13 protein-coding genes are annotated in these 19,656 nt (G+C 71.6%); 7 read left to right on the forward strand and 6 right to left on the reverse strand.

Translation table 11 applies throughout. The features are described 5' to 3' along the window. Positions 1–86: 86 nt before the first annotated feature. The 3 genes from ACIRJR_RS10925 to pepN form a co-directional block, all read right to left on the reverse strand. Complete coding sequence (locus tag ACIRJR_RS10925; RefSeq protein ID WP_403777173.1) at positions 87–3,395, reverse strand: S8 family serine peptidase; 3,309 nt, start codon at positions 3,393–3,395, stop codon at positions 87–89. A 144-nt stretch (positions 3,396–3,539) separates the two neighbouring features. Beyond that, positions 3,540–4,544, reverse strand: coding sequence for a hypothetical protein (locus ACIRJR_RS10930; RefSeq protein ID WP_403777175.1), 1,005 nt, complete (start codon positions 4,542–4,544; stop codon positions 3,540–3,542). Positions 4,545–4,715: 171 nt separating this feature from the next. Continuing rightward, positions 4,716–7,304, reverse strand: a complete 2,589-nt coding sequence (gene pepN, locus ACIRJR_RS10935; protein ID WP_403777177.1) for an aminopeptidase N — start codon at positions 7,302–7,304, stop codon at positions 4,716–4,718. A 133-nt stretch (positions 7,305–7,437) separates the two neighbouring features. Here pepN and ACIRJR_RS10940 point away from each other — a divergent pair, with 133 nt between their 5' ends. Beyond that, the gene (locus ACIRJR_RS10940; RefSeq protein WP_403777179.1) at positions 7,438–8,088 is read left to right on the forward strand and encodes a DsbA family protein; all 651 of its coding nucleotides are present in this window, start codon (positions 7,438–7,440) and stop codon (positions 8,086–8,088) included. Positions 8,089–8,150: 62 nt separating this feature from the next. Here the strand turns inward: ACIRJR_RS10940 and ACIRJR_RS10945 are convergent, their stop codons facing one another. The 3 genes from ACIRJR_RS10945 to ACIRJR_RS10955 all read right to left on the reverse strand — a co-directional run bounded on the left by ACIRJR_RS10945 (position 8,151) and on the right by ACIRJR_RS10955 (position 10,886). Next, a complete protein-coding gene (locus ACIRJR_RS10945; protein ID WP_403777181.1) occupies positions 8,151–8,423 on the reverse strand; it encodes a DUF3253 domain-containing protein in 273 nt (90 codons plus the stop codon). A gap of 60 nt (positions 8,424–8,483) precedes the next feature. Then, a complete protein-coding gene (locus ACIRJR_RS10950) occupies positions 8,484–9,158 on the reverse strand; it encodes a response regulator transcription factor (RefSeq protein WP_403777184.1) in 675 nt (224 codons plus the stop codon). 177 nt (positions 9,159–9,335) lie between these two features. Further along, positions 9,336–10,886: an aldehyde dehydrogenase (NADP(+)) gene (locus ACIRJR_RS10955; protein ID WP_403777187.1), complete on the reverse strand. Its 1,551-nt coding sequence runs from the start codon at positions 10,884–10,886 to the stop codon at positions 9,336–9,338. 333 nt (positions 10,887–11,219) lie between these two features. Between ACIRJR_RS10955 and ACIRJR_RS10960 the strand changes: the two genes are divergently transcribed. The 6 genes from ACIRJR_RS10960 to ACIRJR_RS10985 all read left to right on the forward strand — a co-directional run bounded on the left by ACIRJR_RS10960 (position 11,220) and on the right by ACIRJR_RS10985 (position 19,603). After that, complete coding sequence (locus ACIRJR_RS10960) at positions 11,220–12,731, forward strand: flavin monoamine oxidase family protein (RefSeq protein ID WP_403778687.1); 1,512 nt, start codon at positions 11,220–11,222, stop codon at positions 12,729–12,731. Positions 12,732–12,907: 176 nt separating this feature from the next. Beyond that, a complete protein-coding gene (locus tag ACIRJR_RS10965; RefSeq protein WP_403777190.1) occupies positions 12,908–14,242 on the forward strand; it encodes an O-acetylhomoserine aminocarboxypropyltransferase/cysteine synthase family protein in 1,335 nt (444 codons plus the stop codon). Positions 14,243–14,274: 32 nt separating this feature from the next. Continuing rightward, positions 14,275–15,426: a homoserine O-acetyltransferase gene (locus ACIRJR_RS10970; protein ID WP_403777193.1), complete on the forward strand. Its 1,152-nt coding sequence runs from the start codon at positions 14,275–14,277 to the stop codon at positions 15,424–15,426. 40 nt (positions 15,427–15,466) lie between these two features. Further along, positions 15,467–16,789 (forward strand): APC family permease, encoded by a 1,323-nt coding sequence (locus tag ACIRJR_RS10975; RefSeq protein WP_403777196.1) that lies wholly within the window; start codon positions 15,467–15,469, stop codon positions 16,787–16,789. A gap of 46 nt (positions 16,790–16,835) precedes the next feature. Beyond that, entirely contained in the window at positions 16,836–18,134 is a 1,299-nt protein-coding gene (locus ACIRJR_RS10980; protein ID WP_403777199.1) for a homoserine dehydrogenase, read from the forward strand. A 107-nt stretch (positions 18,135–18,241) separates the two neighbouring features. Continuing rightward, complete coding sequence (locus ACIRJR_RS10985; RefSeq protein ID WP_403777202.1) at positions 18,242–19,603, forward strand: glutamate-5-semialdehyde dehydrogenase; 1,362 nt, start codon at positions 18,242–18,244, stop codon at positions 19,601–19,603. Positions 19,604–19,656: the final 53 nt, after the last annotated feature.

Genomic DNA, 19,656 nt, shown 5'->3' on the forward strand with positions numbered 1-19,656 from the left:
CCGCGCACAGCGCTGTGGGGCGGGTGCCCTTGCGAGCCCCCGCCCCACAGTGTTCCGGTGTCGTGCGGATCACACCGTCGCTACGGCTACGGCGTGACCTTCTCGATCACGACGCTGCCGGTGCCCGCCGCGGTGCCGCGGGTGTTCACGAGCTGGACCTCACCGAAGAACTGCCGGCCCTCGGGAGCCGCTCCGGCGACCACGACCTCGGCGCCGACCTGGGCGGACGCGCCGTTGACCAGGTTCACGGCCTTCGACTCGTCGACCTTGATCGCGCCGAGCGACGGGGCGTAGTAGACGTCCCGGTAGTCGTACTCGGTGGTGCCCGCCGGGACGGAGTAGCCGTCGATGACGACGGTGTACGTGCCGGCGGCCGGCTTCACCAGGCTGACCGACTCCTCCGAGCCCGCCGTCGTCGAGGCACCGACCTCGGTGTCGCCCTTGTAGACGTACAGGTCGATGTCGGCGTTGGCGTCCGAGGTGTTGCCGATGGCGACGTCGAGCTTCTCGACGCCCTCACCGATGGTGACCGTCTTGGTGTACTCGCCGCCGGTCGAGATCGACGGGCGCTCGACGTCCGCCGAGCCCAGCGAGCCGCCCTTGAGGGAGCCCTTCAGGTCACCGGCGTTGTTGGTGACCGTCCAGTTCACCGCGGCCGGGGTGCCGATCTTCGCCTCGGCGATGGTCTGCACCGCCGGGTCGAAGGTGGCGCCCAGCAGCGAGACGTCCAGCTTGTACGGGTTGTCGAGCAGCGGCGACGTACGGCGGGACTCGACCTCGATCTCCCAGACGCCGGGCTGCGGGTCCTTGTAGGAGCGCGTGTCCGGGCGGCAGGTGTTGGCCGGGTTCTCGTAGTTCGGGTAGCAGTTGATCGTGGAGCTGTCCTCCACCGCGACCCCGTAGGGGTGGATGGAGATGAACCGCGTCTGGCTGCCCGAGCGCAGGGCGCTCATCGCGACCTCGAGGGTCTTCGCGCCCTCGGGGACGTTCAGGAAGTACGACGTGGTGCCGTTGCGCTGCACCGAGCCGGTCGTGGAGAACGCGTAACCCGGCTTCACCAGGTCCTTGGCGACGACCACCGTGGAGAGGATCTGCTGGTCGATGCCGGAGGTCTTCTTGTCGTCCACCTGGAGGATCGCGCTGTGGACGCCGTCCTTGGCGGGCTTCGCCTTGACCTTGATCTTCACCGGGGTGCCGAGCGGCAGCGAGACGTACTCGGGGCTGCTCAGCCCGAACGTGCCGTCGTTGTTCTTCCACGACAGCTTGTGCCGGACGTCGCGGTCCGGGCCCGTGGTGCGGGTGACGGTGATGTCGTAGTACTTCGTCTGGCCGGCCTTCAGGCCGCCCTCGCGGTCGTACAGGCCGGTGCCGAAGCCCGGGTCCTTCAGCGCGAAGTCGATCGCGGTGTCGACCGGGGCCTTGACCGAGTACTCGTGCGCCGGGGCGCCCTGCTTCTCGATCTGCTTCCAGGCGCCGACGATGTCGATCAGACCGGCACCCTGGGCGTGCGCGGGCACGTCCTTGATGTGGGTGGCCGTGCTGGTCAGCGCCGTCCGCAGGTCGGCCGGGGGCAGCTCGATGTGCTTCTGCTTCGCGGCGGACAGCAGCAGCGCGGTGGCGCCGGCGGCCTGCGGCGAGGACATCGAGGTGCCCTGGAGCATGGAGTAGCCGGCGGGGAGGGTGTAGCCCGCCTCCTTGACCGGACCGCCCGGGAACCAGGTCTGCGTGGTGTTGATCGACGCACCCGGTGCCGTCAGGGTCGGCGTGAAGCCGCCGTCCTCACGCGGGCCGCGCGAGGAGAAGGGCAGCATGTCGTACTTCTTGGTGACGTTCGAGCCGTAGTTGGCGGCCCAGGTCTCCTTGGAGATCGACGCGCCCACGGAGATGACGTGGTCGGCGAGGCCGGGGTCACCGATGGTGTTGACGCCCGGGCCCTCGTTGCCGGCCGAGATGACCAGCTGGACGCCGTAGATGTCGATGAGCCGCTTGTAGAGCTCGGCGCGCGCGTTGTTGCCGTCGTTGAGGGGCGGCAGGCCGCCGATCGACATGTTGACGACGTCGACACCGCGGTTGACGACGAGGTCGATCATGCCCTCGGTCAGCGCGATGTTGGTGCAGCCGCCGGACCAGGTGCAGGCACGCGAGGAGACGACCTTGGCGCCGGGCGCCGCACCGTTCATCTTGCCGCCGAACAGGCCGTTGGCCGCGGTGATGCCCGCGACGTGGGTGCCGTGCTCGCTCTCGATGACGCCGATGCTGACGAAGTCGGCCTTGGCGCCGGTCGCGTCGTAGACGACGTCCTTGCGGGTCTCGACGACGAACGGGATGCGCTCCACGATCTGCGTCGCCGGGTTGTCCGTGCCGAAGTAGCCGACCTGGTGCTTGTCCTTGTACGGCTTGAGCGCGGCTTCGTCGCCGAAGTCCGCGTCGTTGTCCAGGTCCACCCGGACGGTGCCGGCGGCCGCGTCGTAGAGCACGGCCCAGACGTCGGTGGTGTCGCCGTCCCGGTTCAGGTCCCCGGCCATGTCGCCACCCCTGGTGGCGGCCTCGGAGAAGAGCTGGATCTTGTAGGACCCCTCCGGCGCCGAGTAGGTGCGGCCACCGATGGTGAACGTCGGGCCGGCCACGGCGGCGGTCATCCGCAGCCAGGTGCCGTCCGCGTCGTCGACCGGGTCGGTCGCCGTCACCCAGTCGACGATCTTGCGCTCGCCGGTGGTGGTCTTCTGGAGCGCGGGGTGGCCGAGGTCGACACCGGAGTCCAGGACACCGATGGTGATCCCGCGGCCGTCGGCCTTCGGGTGCTGCTTCACGAAGTCGACCGCGCCCGTCTCGAAGGACGGGTTGTACGGGTTCTTCGCCGGAGTGTTCCTGCCCGGCGCGGCGTAACCGCCGGTGGACTTCGGCTGCTTCGCTCCTGCGGCCCGGTCGCCCGCGGGCGTCGGGTCGTCCAGCTCGATCTCCTGCTTGAGATCGATGCCCTGGACGGAGGAGAGCTTCTGCGCCGCCTTGATGGTGGCCTCGGCGGTCGCGGTCGGCACGGTCGCCCGTACGTAGCCCAGCTTGTCGTACGTCTTCCCGAGCACGGACCCCTTGACGGAGTCCAGCTGGTCGGCGACCTGCTCGGTCGCACCTGGGGCGGTGGCGACCATCATCGTGATGTTCTTCTCGCCCTCGGCCTCGGCCTTCGCCAGCACATCGGCGTCGGCCTCGCCCAGCTTGTCGCCCTTCGCGCTCGTGGCGGCGGGCTTCACGGGAGAGGTCGCCGGGTCGTCCGCGGCGAAGACCGGGGCGGCGCCGGAGGCGGCCAGCGCGGCCGCCAGACCGGCGGCGGCGGCTATGCGCGCCGCGCGTCTCGCCCCGGGTATGGAGCTGGGGGATTCCTTGGTCATCAGCATCCCTGTTTTGTGAAAGATGGAGAGAGTCCGGAAATCGGTACCGGATGACCGCTCAGCCTTTCGTAAAAGACAGGGGTTTGTGGAGAGTTGACGGGGACGAGAAAGTCACATGGCGTAGATCCGCCACCGTGGCCATCGCGCCACTCACCGCGGCAGGACCACCATGTACGCGGCCGGTTCCCGGTCCTCGGCCGCCATCATCGCCGTACGCAGCACGACCGACAGCTGCGCGGTCGATTCGCGCAACTGCTTCGGCGACACCCGCACCACCGTGACCCCGAGCCGCTCCAGGTGCTCTCGCTCCGCGGCGAAGACCACGTGCTCCTCCCGGGGTGAGCGGCTGCCGAGTTCGAGCGCGACAGCCTGCTGCGGCCAGTACGCGTCCACCCCTCCGAGGGAGCCGCCGCCCGGAAGGGACAGTTCGACGTTCCACAGCGGCTGGGGCAGGCGGTGGGCGCGCACCATCGTGTACAGCCTGCCCTCCGCCACCGCCCTGCCCTCGACGAGCAGCGCGTCGACGGCGTCCACCACATGGGCGCGGCCCAGCAGCTTGGCGGCGTTCAGCTCCCGCACGACCGCGGCGGGGTCGCAGTGCCCGCCCCGCACCGCCTCCGTAAGGATCCGGCGCACCGTCGGGGCGTCCGTCAGCACGGCCACCGCATCGGCCAGGGCGCGCTCCACAGGGGCCAGCGGCACCCCGAGCCGGCGCTGCGGCCGGGGCAGGGCCGCGGACCGGGTCACCTGGACGAAGCGGGTGGAGCGCAGCCGCCTGGTGCGCGGCACCAGCACGTCGATCCGGTGCAGCGCGATCCCGGGGGGAGCGGAGCCGAATCCGTACAGGGAGAGGGCCGCCAGGCCCGTCACCATGGCCTCTCCGTAACCGTGACCGGACTGCGGGGGCACGGTCCGCCGGGCGCCGGCCGGGGGACGCCCGCCGTAGAGCAGGGCGCCGCGCACCCGGTCGTCGTCCGTGGGGGACCCGGGGTGCAGGAGGTACACGCCGGGGAGCAGCAGTTGCCAGGGTCCGCCGGGCAGGCACTGGGCGGCGGTCTGGGCGGCACTCACGCCGCGGGCGCGCAACTGCGCGGCCGACTGCACACGGTGGCCTTCGTGGACAGGGCGCGGGGACAGCGGGGTGTTCCGGTTCATGCCGGGGAGGTTCCCGCAGGCTCGTGGCGCGATAACCCGTGTTACACGTCCGTCGACATTCCAGGACAACGCCGTACTGAAGTACGGCAGTTCGAATGCCGAAAAGAGCGGTCGCGGCGGGGATTGTGCGGCGCGCGCCCCGCACGCGTGTGCGGGGCGCGCGCCGGAACCTCACGCCCTCGCGTCGCGCTCCTGACCCCGCAGCGCCCGCGCCAGATCGTCCCGCGCCTCCAGGACGAGCCGCCGCAGCGCCGGTGCCGCGTCCGGGTGCGAGGTCAGCCACGCGTCCGTCGCGGTGAGGGTCGCGGGGTCGTCCTGCAGCCCGGGGAAGAGGCCCTTGACGACGTCCATGCCGATCTGGATGGAACGCTCGGCCCAGACCCGCTCGACCGCCTCGAAGTACGAGGCCGTGTACGGCGCCAGCAGCTCCCGCTGCGAGGGCTGCTCGAAGCCCGCGATCGTCGCCCCGACGAGCGCGTTGGACAGCTTGTCCGACTCCACGACCGCCGCCCACGCCTGCGCCTTGACCGCTGCCGAGGGGCGCGAGGCCAGGCACCGCACGTGGTGCCGCTTGCCGGACGCCGTGTCGTCGCGGGCCAGCTCGGCGTCCACGGCAGCCTCCCCGGCCCTGCCGTGCGAGGCGAGCGGGGACAGGAACGCCCATCGCAGCTCCTGGTCGACGTCCAGACCGTCGATCACCGCCGAGCCGTCGAGCAGCTCGCCCAGCAGCTGGAAGTCCGCGTCCGACGCCGCGACGGCGGCGAAGAACCGGGCCCACGTCAACTGGTGCTGGCTGCCCGGCTCCGCGCGCCGCAACTCGGTCAGCGCACCCTCGGCCAGTGCCCGGCCGCCCTCCTCGCGCCAGGCGGGAGCGGCGTAGTGGACGAGCGCCGACCGTGCCCAGGCGTGCAGCATCTGCAGCACGCCGATGTCCGACTCGCGGCCGGCGAAGGACAGCACCAGGGACACGAAGTCCCGGGCCGGCAGCAGGGCGTCCCGTGTCAGGTTCCACAGCGCGGACCAGCACAGCGCCCGGGCCAGCGGGTCGGTGATGTCACCGAGGTGCTCGCGCAGGGTGGCCAGGGACACCTCGTCGAAGCGGATCTTGCAGTACGTGAGGTCGTCGTCGTTGACCAGGACCAGGTCGGGCCTCTCGGACCCGGCCAGCTCCGTGACCACGGTGCGCTCCCCGGCGACATCGGCCTCGGCGCGCGCGTACCGCACCAGCTCGCCCTCCGGGGAGAGCCGGTACAGCCCGACCGCGACCCGGTGCGGGCGCAGCTCCGGGTGGGAGGCGGGGGCCTCCTGGAGCACGGCGAGCTCCGCGATCCGGCCCTCGCCGTCGTACGTCACCACCGGCGTCAGGACGTTGACCCCCGCCGCCTGGAGCCACGCGCGTGACCAGGCCGTCATGTCGCGCCCTGAGGTCTCCGCCAGCACCGAGAGCAGGTCGCCCAGCTGCGTGTTCCCGTACGCGTGCTGCTTGAAGTAGCGGCGCGCGCCCTCCAGGAACGCGTCCCGCCCCACGTACGCCACGAGCTGCTTCAGCACCGAGGCGCCCTTGGCGTACGTGATGCCGTCGAAGTTCAGCTTGGCGTCCTCCAGGTCACGGATGTCCGCCGTGACCGGGTGGGTGGACGGCAGCTGGTCGGCGCGGTAGGCCCAGGCCTTGCGGTTGTTGGCGAAGGTGATCCAGCCGTTGGTGAACCGGGTCGCCTCCACCATCGAGAACGTCCCCATGAAGTCGGCGAAGGACTCCTTCAGCCACAGGTCGTCCCACCACTGCATGGTCACCAGGTCGCCGAACCACATGTGCGCCATCTCGTGCAGGATGACGTTCGCGCGGCGCTCGTACGAGGCCGAGGTGACCTTCCCGCGGTAGATGTACTCCTCGCGGAAGGTGACGAGGCCGGGGTTCTCCATGGCGCCGAGGTTGTACTCGGGCACGAACGCCTGGTCGTACTTCCCGAAGGGGTACGGGTAGTCGAAGTGGTCGTGGAAGAAGTCCAGGCCCTGCTTGGTGATCAGGAAGACGTCGTCCGCGTCGAAGTACCGCGCGAGCCCCTTGCGGCACATCGCGCCGAGGGGGACCTCCAGCTTCGTACCGTCGTCGAACGTACGCGTGTAGGTGTCGCTCACGTAGTGGTACGGACCCGCCACGACCACCGTGATGTACGTCGAGATCGGCAGGGTCTCCGCGAACCGGTGGACCTCGCCCTCCCGCGACTCCTCCGCGCCGTTGCTCCAGACGTGCCAGCCCTCGGGCGCGGTCACCTGGAAGCGGTAGGGCGCCTTGAGGTCGGGCTGCTCGAAGTTGGCGAAGACACGCCGCGCGTCGGCCGGCTCGTACTGCGTGTACAGGTAGACCTCGCCGTCCTCCGGGTCGACGAAGCGGTGCATGCCCTCGCCGGTCCGGCTGTACGCGCACTGTGCGTCGACCACCAGGACGTTCTCACCGTCGGCGAGGTCCTCCAGCGCGATCCGGGTGCCGTCGAAGACGGCCCCGGGGTCCAGGTCCCTGCCGTTCAGCGACACCGCGGTCACCGAGGGCGCCAGCAGATCGGCGAAGGTGGAGGCCCCCGCGCGGGCGGAACGGAAGCGGATCGTGGTCTGCGAGCGGAAGGTGCGCGGACCGGCCTCGTCGCCCCCGTCGGGCTCACCGACGGCGGAACGGAGGTCGAGGACGACCTCGTAACCGTCGACGGTCAGCAGCTCGGCCCTCTCGCGGGCCTCGTCGCGGGACAGGTTCTCACCGGGCACGGAGCACTCCTTTGTGTCTCGTTCGAAGACCTTTGATCCTCCCATGCGGGCCCGGAAGGCGACGCACGGGAATGGCGGGAGGGTCCCGACGCGTTCGCAGACTCAGGTGCAGACCGACCTCATGAGGAGAGACATGCCCGAGAACAGCACGACCGGCGGCAAGGTCCCGGCCGACTTCTGGTTCGACCCGCTCTGTCCCTGGGCCTGGATGACCTCCCGCTGGATGCTGGAGGTGGAGAAGGTCCGCGACGTGGAGGTGCGCTGGCACGTCATGAGCCTGGCCGTGCTCAACGAGCCCAGGCTCGACGAGCTGCCCGAGGAGTACCAGGACATGATGCGCACCAAGGCGTGGGCGCCCGTCCGTGTGGTCGTCGCCGCTCAGCAGAAGCACGGCGACGAGATCGTCGGCCCGCTGTACACGGCCCTCGGCACCCGCATCCACAACAACGGCGAGGGCCCCACCCGCGAGGCGATCGCGGGCGCCCTGGCGGACGTCGGCCTGCCGGCCGAACTGCTGGAGTACGCCGACTCCGACGCGTACGACAAGGAGCTGCGCGCCTCCCACCAGGAGGGCATCGACAAGGTCGGCCAGGACGTCGGCACCCCGGTCATCGCCGTGCCCGGCGCCGACGGCGAGCAGATCGCCTTCTTCGGCCCGGTCGTCACTCCCGCCCCGAAGGGCGAGGAGGCGGCGAAGCTCTGGGACGGCACGCTGCTCGTGGCGTCGATCCCCGGCTTCTACGAGATCAAGCGGACCCGCACCCAGGGCCCCGTCTTCGACTGACCCGACCGGCAGCAGCGCAAGACCCCTTCCGCCGGTGCGGGCTCCGGGCCCGCACCGGCGGATCAGGGGGCGCGGCGGATGCGGATCGGACCGCGGGCGTCCTCCGGCCCGACGGGGCGGCCGCCCTGGGTGATCTCTACCTCGCCGGCCGTGACCAGCCGCCGGGCCGCGCGGCGGGCCGGCTCCATGAGCGCTCGCCAGCCTTCGTCGTCCCCTTCGTACACCGCCCTCGCGGCATCGGAGGGGCAGATCGTCGCGGTCGGTCCCCGGCGCTCCAGCAGCTCCAGGACCGCCTGCTCCAAGCGCCGCTCCGTCTGCCGTGCACTCTCCGTCATACCGCCAGTGTCACACCGGGCAACGGGACGCGCGGCCACCGCACCGGCCGTTCAGGGCGCCTACCACTGCCCCGAGGGGACCGGCCGCTGCTCGGGGACGAGGCTCTCGCGTACGGCGACGGCCGCGGCCTGCGTACGGTTCGGGCAGTTCATCTTGGCCAGGATGTTGGCGACCAGCCGTTTGGCGCCGTGCTCCGAGATCTTGAGCCGCCGCGCGATCAGCTTGTTGCTCAGGCCCTCCACGAGCAGCACCAGCGTCTCCTGCTCCCGGGACGTCAGTACGGCGACGTGCCCCCGCCTGCCGGCCGAAGGATCGGTGGAGCGTCTGAGCAGGCTCCGTGAGAACTCGGCGGGCATGGGGAAGCCCCCGGCGCTCATCTCCCGCAGTGTCAGCGTGAACGCCTCCGCCGACAGCGCGTGTTTCAGCAGGATGCCGTGCACGGCGACCCCGGTGAGGGAGTCGGGTGAGGCGGCCATCTGCTCGTCCAGGACCAGCAGGACCTTCGCACCCTCGGCGCCTGCCCGGTTGGCCGTCCGGCGCGCCCAGTCCTCCCGGGGGCAGGACAGCAGGAGGACCCCGACATCGCTGAAATCGATGGCCGCGGCGGTCTCCGGCTCGTACGCGAAGTCGCGGACGGACGCGACGCCCGGCGTCTGGTCCAGTAACGTCCGGACACCGACGCGGAGAGCTTCGCTTCTGGTCAGCACGGCAACGGTGATGGCGGCAGCGGGCATGGCAGTGGTCCCCCTAGACGTCTGCTTCCGCTGACCGGCCGAGCGGACACCCGTCGACCGGGCGACTCAGCGGTGGCGGACCGGCCCTGCGGACCGGTCCGCCGTTGAACGCACGGGACATCAGTTTCGCCTCGGGGGAAGGCGGGCGCAAGCGCTTTCTACAATCGGGGGCGGCGGTCACTCCACGTGGACACGGCCGTCCACACGGCGCGGCAGACCCAGCGGGTTGGCGTCGCGCAGCTCGGCGGGGAGGAGCGCGTCAGGCATCGACTGGTAGCAGACGGGCCGCAGGAAGCGCGCGATCGAGGCGGCGCCGACCGAGGTGTGCTCGGGGGAGGTCGTGGCCGGATAGGGGCCGCCGTGGTGGCTGGCCCAGCCGACGGCGACACCGGTGGTGAAGCCGTTCCACACGATCCTGCCGGTCGTGCGTCCGAGCCTGGACAGCAGCCGCGCGGCCAGGGCGGCTTCGTCGTCCGACGGGTCCGCGGCGTCCACGGAGCCCGCGGAGTGAACGGCGGCCGAGAGCTGTCCGCCGAGCCGGTCGGCCACCGCCGTGAGTTCCTGGACACCCTGGTATTCGGCCATGACGACGAAGGGCCCGAAGCACTCCTCCAGCAGCGGTGACTCCACGAAGAGCAGCTGCCGGGCCTCGACGGTCAGGAGGACGGCCCGGACCGCGCGCTCCTCGTCGGTCGCCGAGCCCTCGACGAGGCCCGTCACCCCGGGCAGTGACGACAGCCGCCGCACGCCTTCGAGGAACCCGCGGCGGATCCCGTCGTTCAGAAGCCAGGCGGGGGCGAGTTCGGTCACGCTCCTCGCCACCGCGGCGCGCAGCTCGGCTCCGTCCTCACCGGCAGGGACCAGGAGCAGTCCGGGCTTGGTGCACACCTGACCGTGCCCGAACGAGAAGGACTGGGCGAAGCCCCGCGCGATGTCCTCGGCCCGTTCGCGCGCCGCGCGGGGCGTGACGAAGATCGGGTTGAGACTGCTGAGCTCGCCGTGGAACGGGATCGGCTCCGGACGCGAGGCCACCAGATCGTGCAGGTGCCGGCCGCCCGAGAGGGAACCGGTGAAGCCGACCGCTCTCACCTGGGGGTCGAGGACCAGGGCACGTCCGGCGTCGAACCCCCAGACGATGCCGACGGTCCCGACGGGCGCGCCGGCGTGTGCCACCGCCCGCGTGACCGCGCGGAACGCCGCGAGGCAGGTCGCGGGGTGCGAGGGATGGGCCTTGACCACGACGGGGCAGCCGGCGGCGAGAGCCGACGCGGTGTCCCCGCCCGCGACTCCGAAGGCCAGCGGGAAGTTGCTGGACCCGAAGACGGCGACCGGGCCGAGCGGCAGCATCATGCGCCGCATGTCGGGACGCGGCGGAACGGCCGCGGGATCCGCGTGGTCGATCGTCGCGCCGACGTGGGAACCCTCGTGCAGTACGTCGGCGAAGAAGCGCAGCTGTGCGCATGTCCTGGCCAGTTCACCCGTCAGGCGTTCCGCTCCCAGCGCGGTCTCCCGGTCCGCGGTCTCCACCAGAGTGGTGCCGTCGCTCTCGAGTTCGTACGCGATCCGCCTCAGCAGATCCGCCCGGCCGTCGAGCCCCAGCGCGGCGAGTCCCTCCGCGGCCTCGGCGGCGGCCAGGCAGACACGGGAGACGGCAGGGCCGTCCGAGTCCTCCGCCACCATCTCCATCGTCACTCCGGTCCGGGGGTCCATGGAGTACACATCGCTCATCGGGTCGCCTGCCTGATTCTCGGGACTGCCTGTCGGGTAGGCCTTCGACCCTCCTCCGCGGACCCCGCGCCAAGGAGCTCCTCTCGGCCGGTCTTCCGGGGTGGCCGTCCGGGCAGTGGCCGGTCGGCGCCCCACACGGCCACGTCCGAAGAGCGGCCGGGCGGCCATCCCGCCGGCCCCTGTCGTGCCCCGAGGCTTGCCCATGTCACGCAACAGGCCGGGCATCTCCGGCACACACGAGTCGGAGGCGCAGTGACCGAGACCGGTAAGAGCAGACGGAGGTTCCTGCAGTCGGTGGGAGCCGCGGGCGGGGCCGGGGCGCTCTGGGCGGCGATGGGTGCGCTGGGCCTGGCCCCGGCCGCGGGGGCCGCGGAGCCGGGGGCGGCGTTCTCGCCGCCCCGCCGGGGCGACTTCACGGGGCGCGGGCCGGGGCGGGTCATCATCCTGGGCGCGGGCGTCGCGGGCCTCACGGCGGCGTACGAACTCGGCAAGGCCGGCTACGACTGCCGCGTCCTGGAGGCCAAGGGCCGTCCCGGAGGCCGCAACTGGACCGTCCGCAGGGGCACCGAGGAGCGTGAGATCGGCGGTGAGGTCCAGCGTGCCGGGTTCTCGGAGGGCGAGTACCTCAACGCCGGACCGGCGCGCATCGCGCAGCACATGGTCACTCTCGACTACTGCCGCGAACTCGGCGTCGCCATCGAACCGTTCGCCAACCAGAACGCCGACGCCTACGTCTACCTGGACAAGGTGGGCGCACCGGTCCGGCACCGTACGGCCAAGGCGGACACCTACGGCTACGTCTCGGAACTGCTGGCCAAGGCCGTCGACAGGAACGCGCTCGACAAGGAGCTGACGGGCGACGACCGGGAGCGGCTGCTCGCCTTCGCCGAGGACTTCGGCGACATCGGGGGGCGGGCGGACGGCTGGGCGTACCGCGGCAGCACGCGCCGCGGCTACCGCACACCGCCGGGCGCCGGTGACGACAGCGGAGTCCTCTACGGCGCGCCGCCCTCCATGGGAGAGGTCTTCGCGCAGGGCACCGGACGGTACATCTCCTTCGAGTTCGACTACCTCCAGGCGATGATGATGTTCCAGCCGGTCGGCGGCATGGACCGGATCGCGCAGGCCCTGGTGGAGCGGATCGGCGACGCGCGCATCAGCTACCGGGCCACGGTCGACGGCATCGTGGACCGCGGCACCGGTGTGGAGGTGCGCTACACGGACTCACACGGCCGGAACCTCGCCGAGCGCGCCGACTTCTGCGTGGCCGCACTGCCGCCGCACGTCCTGGCGCGCACCACCCACAACCTCGGGGCCGAGGTGCAGTCGGCGCTGGAGCGTCCGGCACCGCTGGCGGTGGGGAAGCTGGGCCTGGAGTACCGGCGCCGCTGGTGGGAGGAGGACCACCGGATCTACGGCGGAATCACCGAGACCGACCTCCCCCTCACCCATGTCTGGTACCCGTCCCACGGCTACCAGGGCAAGCGCGGAGTGGTGGTCGGCTACTACCACTACCGGGACGACGCCCTGGAGTTCGGCAGGCTGCGGCCGGCCGAGCGGATGGCCCGGGCCGTGGCCCTCGGGGAACGCATCCACGGTCGTTCCTACCGTACGGAGCTCTCCGGCGGATTCGCCGTCGCCTGGCACCGGATACCCCATATCGAGGGCGGCTGGATCGAGTGGCCCGAAGACTCGGACACCGCCTACAGCCTCCTCAACCGGCCGGCGGGCCGTGTCCACTTCGCCGGCGACTGGCTGACCCATCACATCGGCTGGCAGGCCGGAGCCATCGACTCCGCCCGCCGTGCGGTGACCTCGCTGCACGCCAGGGCGGTGGGGGCGTGACCCGCCCCGGCGCCCTGCGCCGCTTCCTGGGGGCGGTCTCGGGCCTGCTGCGACGGCTGAACCACCGGCTCGAGGAGCACTACCGGCCCACCCACCACTTCTGAGGCCGCTCATGCGGCCGCCCGGACCGTCCGTCCTCCGTACCCGTCCTGCCCCCTGACACGAAGGAAGCTTCCGTGCTGTCCACCGAAGAAGAAGAGCTGTTCGGCGAACGCGGCTACGCCCGACGCGAGTCGGCGACGATCCAGGGCGGCCGCCACGTCCGCATGGGTGTCAACCCGCCGCTCATCACGCCCATCTACATGACCGCCGCCTACGAATTCCCTGATGCGGACATGGCGGCCGGCCTCTTCGGACTCCAGGGGAACGGCCACGCCTACACCAGGCTGGGAAACCCGACCCTCAACGTGCTGGAAGAGCGCATGGCCCAGATCGACGGAGGTGTCGCCGGACTGGCCACCGCGTCAGGGCACGCGGCGGTGACCCTGGCGATCCTCAACCTCGTCGAGGCCGGGGACAACATCGTCTCCTCCAACGAGCTCTTCGGCGGCATCTGGAGTCTCCTGGGCGCCACGCTCAAACGGCTCGGCATCGAGACGCGGTTCGTCAGCCCCGCCGATCCGAAGAACTTCGACGACGCGACCGACGACCGGACACGCCTCTACTTCGGCGAGACGCTGCCGAATCCGCGCCTGAGGATCTTCCCCATCGCGGAGGTCGCGGAGATCGGGGAGCGGCACGGCATCCCGCTGATCATGGACAACACTCTTCAGCCGTTCACCTGCCGTCCCTTCGACCACGGCGCGGCCGTCACGGTGTACTCCGGCACCAAATACCTCGGCGGCCACGGATCCGCGATCGGCGGGATCATCGTGGACGGTGGCACCTTCGACTGGGACAACTCCCCGCGCCACCCCCAGATGACGAAGCCCGACCCCGCCTACGGGAACGTCGTGTGGGGAGAAGAGTGCCGCAAGCTCCCGGACACACGCGGTCGCAGCAGCTATCTGTTCAAGGCGCGCGAGACCCTGCTGCGCGACCTCGGCCTGTGCATGAGCCCCTTCAACGCCTTCCTGATCCTTCAGGGCATCGAGACCCTGCCGCTGCGCATGCCCGCCCACGCGGCCAACGCCCTGGTCGTCGCCCAGTTCCTCCAGGGCCACCCGAAGGTCGACCTCGTACGCCACCCGAGCCTCACCGAAGGCACCGAGGCCGAGCAGGTCAAGCGCTATCTGGGCGGGGAGTTCGGGCCCATGGTCATGGTGGAGCTGAAGGGCGGCCGGACAGCCGGAGCCAGGTTCATCGAGGCGCTGAAGCTGTTCTCGCACGTGACCAACGTCGGTGACGTGCGCTCGCTCGCCACCCACCCGGCCTCCACCACCCACGCCCACCTGCCCGAGAAGGACCTGCTGGGCGCCGGCATCACCCAGGGGTCGATCCGGCTGGCCGTCGGTCTGGAACACCCCGACGACCTCGTCCACGACCTCGAACAGGCCCTGGCCGCCGTCTGACCCGGGCAGGCCCACAAGGAGGGAGAGATCTGGTGTTCCTGGACTGGCCCGCACCGAGCAGCGGGCACGTGTCGCTCGCCGCACCCTTCCCGCCGGACCGTCCGCTGCTCCTGGCCTCCGGGCAGAGCCTCGACACGGTTCAGGTGGCGTACGAGACGTACGGACGGCTCGACAGCGCCGGGGACAACGCGGTGTTCATCTGCCACGCGCTGACCGGCGACTCCCATGTCGCCCGGCACGACTCCGACGACGTGCCGGGCTGGTGGGAGACGATGGTGGGGCCGGGCCGGCCTGTGGACACCAGCCGCTACTTCGTGATCTGCGCCAACGTACTGGGCGGCTGCGCGGGGACCACAGGTCCTTGGCTGCCCGGGCCCGGCGGGGCGCCGACGGGGGCACGCTTCCCAGAAGTCACGGTCGGCGACATGGTGACGGTCCACCGTGAGCTGCTCGCCGGCCTGGGCATCACGCGTCTGCACGCGGTCGTCGGAGGGTCGCTCGGGGGCATGCAGGCCCTTGAGTGGCTGCTGCGGTACCCGCAGGACGCGGACGGATTCATGGTCGTCGCGGCCACCGCACGGCAGAGCGCGGACAACCTCGCGTGGAACGCGGTCGCCCGCCACGCCATCCGCAACGACAGGGGGCACCCCGGCCCGGGAGCGGGGTCCGGGCTGGGGACGGCCCGGATGATCGCCCATCTCACCTATCTGTCCGAGCGCTCGCTGGAACGCAAGTTCGGCCGTGCGCCGCGCAGAGCCGGCACCCGCCGCCACCCGCCGTCCCCGGAGCGCGGCGATTACGCGGTCGAGGGCTATCTGGAGCACCAGGCGGAGAAGTTCCTGCGCCGCTTCGACGCCGAGAGCTACCTCCGTCTGCTGGGCGCCATGGACCGGTTCGACGCCTTCGCCGGCGCCGGCCGGCCACGCCAGGCCGGACCACCCCCCGAGGTGTTCCTCTACAGCTTCACCCAGGACCGGCTCTTCGGACCGGCACACAGCGAGCACATACAGGCCGGGCTCGCGGCCAGGGGCCAGGCCGCCCGTCATCTGAGGAACGACGCCGACGACACCGGGCACGACGCCTTCCTGCTGGACGTGCCTTCCTTCCTGCGCGCGTCGGAGGAGTTCCTCGGACGTCTCGGCACCCGGCGCCGGTCGCGGCACGACGGGCTGGTGCCCCGGTGAGATCCCTGCTTCCCACCACCCGAACCCAGAGGAAGAAATCATGAGTTCCAGCCACCGCATCGGAGTGGCCCAGGGGACCGCGCTGTACGTGGGAGCGGTCCTCGGCGGCGGAGTCCTCGCCCTGCCCGCACTGACCGCACGTGAAGCAGGCCCGGCGTCCCTGGTCGCCTGGGCCCTGATGGTCGCGTTCTGCGTCCCGATCGCCGGCGCCTTCGCATCCCTGGGAATGCGCTATCCCGACGGCGGTGGCGTGGCCACGTTCGCGGCCAAGGCGTTCGGCCCCCGCACCTCGGCCCCGGTGGGATGGCTCTTCTACTTCGCCGTACCGGTGGGCACCGCGAGCGCCGCCATCGTCGGAGGTTCCTACGTCGCCGACGCCCTCGGCGGCGGCTATCCGATGTCGCTCGGCGTGGCGGCGGTCCTGCTGCTGGCGGCGTACGTGAGCAACTGGCTCGGACTGAAGCTCTCCGGCGGACTGCAGCTGCTGCTCGTCGGCCTGCTCGCCGCGCTGATGGTCGCCGCCGTCGTGGTCGCCGCGCCGGACTCCCGGGCGGAGCACTTCACCCCCTTCGCCCCGCACGGCTGGTTCGCGGTAGGCCATGCGGCGACGCTGCTCTTCTTCGCCTTCTCCGGATGGGAGGCCGTCTCCCACCTGTCCGGGGAGTTCTCCGACCCACGCCGGCAGCTCCCCGTCGTCACGGCGCTGACCGTCGTCACCGTCGCGGTCCTCTACCTCGGCGTGGCCACCACCTCGATGGCGGTGCTGGGCTCCGGCCCCGACCGCTCCTCGGTACCGCTGACCCTCCTCCTGGAACGCGGGATCGGCAGCTCGGCGAGCGCCGTGACGGCCGTGGCCGCCGCCCTGCTCACCTTCGCCACGGTCAACGCCTACATCGCCGGCGGTTCCAGGCTCGGCGCCGCGCTCGGCCGCGACGGGGACCTGCCCCGCCGGCTGGGCAAGGGCAACGGCGCCGGTGAGATCCCCCGGCGCAGTCTGCTGGTCCTCGCCTCGCTGACCGCGGTCCTCCTGGCAGCCGCCGCCGTGCTGGACATCCGGCTCGACCCGATCATGACGGCCGCGTCGGCCTGCTTCGTCGCCGTCTACATCGCCGGGCTGTCCGCCGCGGTCAAGCTGCTCCGCGGCAGCACCTTCGGCCGCGCCGGTGCCGTGGTCTCCCTCGCCGCCGTCCTCGTCGTCTTCTGCTTCTTCGGCTGGTACCTCGTACTGCCAGCCGCCCTGGTCCTCGGCGCGAAGGTCTTCCAGCGATACAGGGCACGCACGGACGACGACGGGGCGGACACCGCCGTACGGGACGCCGGTGACCAGGACGGCAAGGTGACCGAGCAGGCCGCCGCCGGCTGACGGACACGGGACGCACGACCATGCGGAATCAACGGGGGAGAACCGGATGAAACCATCGGCCCAGCGCATCGCCCTGCTCGGCCACGGCACCGTGGGTGCCGAGACGGCCCGCGCCCTGACCGGGCGCACCCAGGAACTGGCCGCCCGGATCGGCGCGCCCGTCCAGCTCGTCGGCGTCGCCGTGCGGAACCGGCGCGAGTTGCCGGGCATCGACCGGAGACTGGTCACGACGGACGCGTCGGCGCTCGTCTCGCGCGGCGACATCGACGTGGTGATCGAACTGATCGGCGGCGTCGAACCGGCCCGGTCACTGACCGTCGCGGCCATGGAATCGGGTGCCGCGGTGGTCACCGCGAACAAGGCCCTGATGGCGCGGGACGGGGTGGACCTGCACCGCACCGCGGAGAAGCACGGCGTGGAGCTGTCCTACGAGGCCGCCGTCGCGGGAGCCGTACCGCTGCTCCGCCCGCTGCGCCAGTCCCTGGCAGGGGACCGCGTCCGGCGGGTGACCGGCATCGTGAACGGGACGGCCAACTTCGTCCTGGACCGGATGACCACGTCCGGCGGGACCTTCCAGGGAGCCCTGCGCGAAGCCCAGCGGCTGGGCTATGCCGAGGCCGATCCCACCGCCGACGTCTCGGGTGCGGACGCCGCGGCGAAGATGGCGGTCCTCACCCGGCTCGCCTTCGACACCGAACTGCCGGTCGCCGACGTCCACTGCGAAGGCATCGCCCACATCAGACCGAGCGACATCCAGCACGCCCGCGCCGACCGGTGCGTGCTCAAGCTGGTCGGGATCTGCGACCGCACCGCCGAGGGCGTCTGCGCGCGGGTCCACCCCATGCTGCTCCCGCTCGACCACCCGCTGGCCTCCGTCCGGGGCGCGTACAACGGCATCCTCGTCGAGGCGGAGGCGGCAGGGGAGCTGATGTTCCACGGCCGTGGTGCCGGCGGGGCCGCGACCTCCAGCGCGGTGCTCGGCGACCTCGTCGAGGTCTGCCGCAACCGGGTCAACGGGACGGCCGGTCGCGGGCCGGCCTTCTCGGCACGCCTGCCCGTCCGCCCGCACGCCCAGGTGGCGACGAGTCACGTCGTCAGCATGCTCGTGGAGGACCGGGCCGGAGTGCTGTCACGGGTGAGCGCCGTCTTCGCGCGACACGGGGTGTCGCTCGGAACGGTGAGGCAGGAGGGTGTGGAGACGATGGCCCAGCTGACCGTCTCCACCCACCCCGCCTCGGACGCCGCCCTGGCCGCGGTCTTCGCGGAGCTCGACGGGCTGTCCTCGGTACGCGGCATCACCCGCAGCATCCGCAGACTCGAACGGGAGAAGGAACCGGCGCGGTGAACCCCGGGCCGCGGCCGGCGCGCGGGAACGGCCGCGTGCCACCTGATGAGCCGACCGGGGCATCCGGTCCCTCATCCCTCACAGCAGCACGAGCATCAGGAGACGGCATGGAAGCTCCGACCACCTCCGGCGCCGTACACGCCCGGCACCCGGTGTGTACGTCCTCGGCCGCGGGAACGGTCCGGGAAGCGGCACTCGCCGCCCGGTCCGCGGCCACTCGCATGGCCACGACCTCCGGCGCGCAGCGCGACGCGGCGCTGGCCGCGATCGCCGCCCGGCTGACCGCCCGCACCCAGGAGATACGGGCGGCGAACCACCGGGACCTGGAGGCGGCCCGCGCCGCCGGGAAGCCGGAATCGGTGCTCGACCGCCTGGTGCTCGGTGCGGAGCAGGTCGCGGCACTGGCGGACATGGTCCGCGAAGTGGCCCGGCAGGCGGATCCGCTGGGAAGCGCGGTGGACGGCCACGTCGCGCCGAGCGGCCTGGAGGTGCGCAGGATCCGGGTGCCCCTGGGCGTGGTCGGCATGATCTACGAGGGCCGTCCCAACGTGACCGTCGACGCGGCGGTGCTCTGCCTGAAGAGCGGCAACGCGGCTCTGCTGCGGGGCTCTTCGACCGCCCGGCACACCAACGCCGCGCTGATCGACGTCGTCCGGGAGGCCCTGTCCGGCACCGCGGTCCCGGTCGACGCAGTCCAGCAGGTGCCCGGGACGACACACGAGTCGGTGCACGAACTCATGTCCCTGCGCGGCCTGGTGGACGTCCTGGTCCCCCGTGGCGGCCGGGAGCTGATCCGGAGCGTCGTGCACCGGGCCGCCGTCCCGGTGATCGAGACAGGCGTGGGGAACTGCCACGTCTACGTCGACGAGCACGCCGATCCGGACATGGCCCTCGCCGTCCTGCTGGACGCCAAGACCCAGCGGCCCTCCGTCTGCAACGCCGCGGAGTCCCTCCTCGTCCACGCCTCCGTGGCGCCGGTCTTCCTGCCGCGTGCCCTGGCGGCCCTGGCCGGCCGGCAGGTGACGGTGCACGGCGACGACCGGGTGCGGGCGTACAGCACGGCGGTGGTGCCCGCCACGGACGAGGACTGGGGGCGGGAGTACCTCTCCCTCGACATCGCGGCGGCCGTGGTCGGGTCGCTGGAGGAAGCCGTCGACCACATCCGTCTGCACGGCAGCGGCCACACGGAGGCGATCGTCACCGACTCGCAGGCGGCCGCCCGCCGGTTCGCCCTGGCGCTGGACACCGCGGTCGTCGCGGTGAACGCCTCCACCCGGCTCGCAGACGGTGCGGAACTGGGCCTGGGGACGGAACTGGGAATCTCCACCCAGAAGCTGCACGCCCGTGGACCGATGGGCCTGACGGCTCTGACCACCACGCAGTACGTGCTGCTGGGTGACGGCCATGTCCGGGGTGACTCCGGGCCGGCGCCGGGACTCAGCTGCGACGTCCTCGGCGGGCCTGCCTGACCCACACCCTCCCGGGGCGCCGGTGACGCCCGGGGAACGGTCCGGAGGAGCGG

The organism is Streptomyces sp. NPDC102402 (assembly GCF_044765765.1).
Lineage (GTDB): Bacteria > Actinomycetota > Actinomycetes > Streptomycetales > Streptomycetaceae > Streptomyces.

Excerpts from the sequence above, each read along its gene's own strand:
- ACIRJR_RS10980 (WP_403777199.1), top strand. The coding sequence starts at position 16,836 with ATGAAACCATCGGCCCAGCGCATCGCCCTGCTCGGCCACGGCACCGTG.
- ACIRJR_RS10975 (WP_403777196.1), top strand. The coding sequence starts at position 15,467 with ATGAGTTCCAGCCACCGCATCGGAGTGGCCCAGGGGACCGCGCTGTAC.
- ACIRJR_RS10945 (WP_403777181.1), bottom strand. The coding sequence starts at position 8,423 with ATGACGGAGAGTGCACGGCAGACGGAGCGGCGCTTGGAGCAGGCGGTC.
- ACIRJR_RS10930 (WP_403777175.1), bottom strand. The coding sequence starts at position 4,544 with ATGAACCGGAACACCCCGCTGTCCCCGCGCCCTGTCCACGAAGGCCAC.
- ACIRJR_RS10925 (WP_403777173.1), bottom strand. The coding sequence starts at position 3,395 with ATGCTGATGACCAAGGAATCCCCCAGCTCCATACCCGGGGCGAGACGC.
- ACIRJR_RS10985 (WP_403777202.1), top strand. The coding sequence starts at position 18,242 with ATGGAAGCTCCGACCACCTCCGGCGCCGTACACGCCCGGCACCCGGTG.
- ACIRJR_RS10940 (WP_403777179.1), top strand. The coding sequence starts at position 7,438 with ATGCCCGAGAACAGCACGACCGGCGGCAAGGTCCCGGCCGACTTCTGG.
- ACIRJR_RS10955 (WP_403777187.1), bottom strand. The coding sequence starts at position 10,886 with ATGAGCGATGTGTACTCCATGGACCCCCGGACCGGAGTGACGATGGAG.
- ACIRJR_RS10960 (WP_403778687.1), top strand. The coding sequence starts at position 11,220 with ATGGGTGCGCTGGGCCTGGCCCCGGCCGCGGGGGCCGCGGAGCCGGGG.
- ACIRJR_RS10950 (WP_403777184.1), bottom strand. The coding sequence starts at position 9,158 with ATGCCCGCTGCCGCCATCACCGTTGCCGTGCTGACCAGAAGCGAAGCT.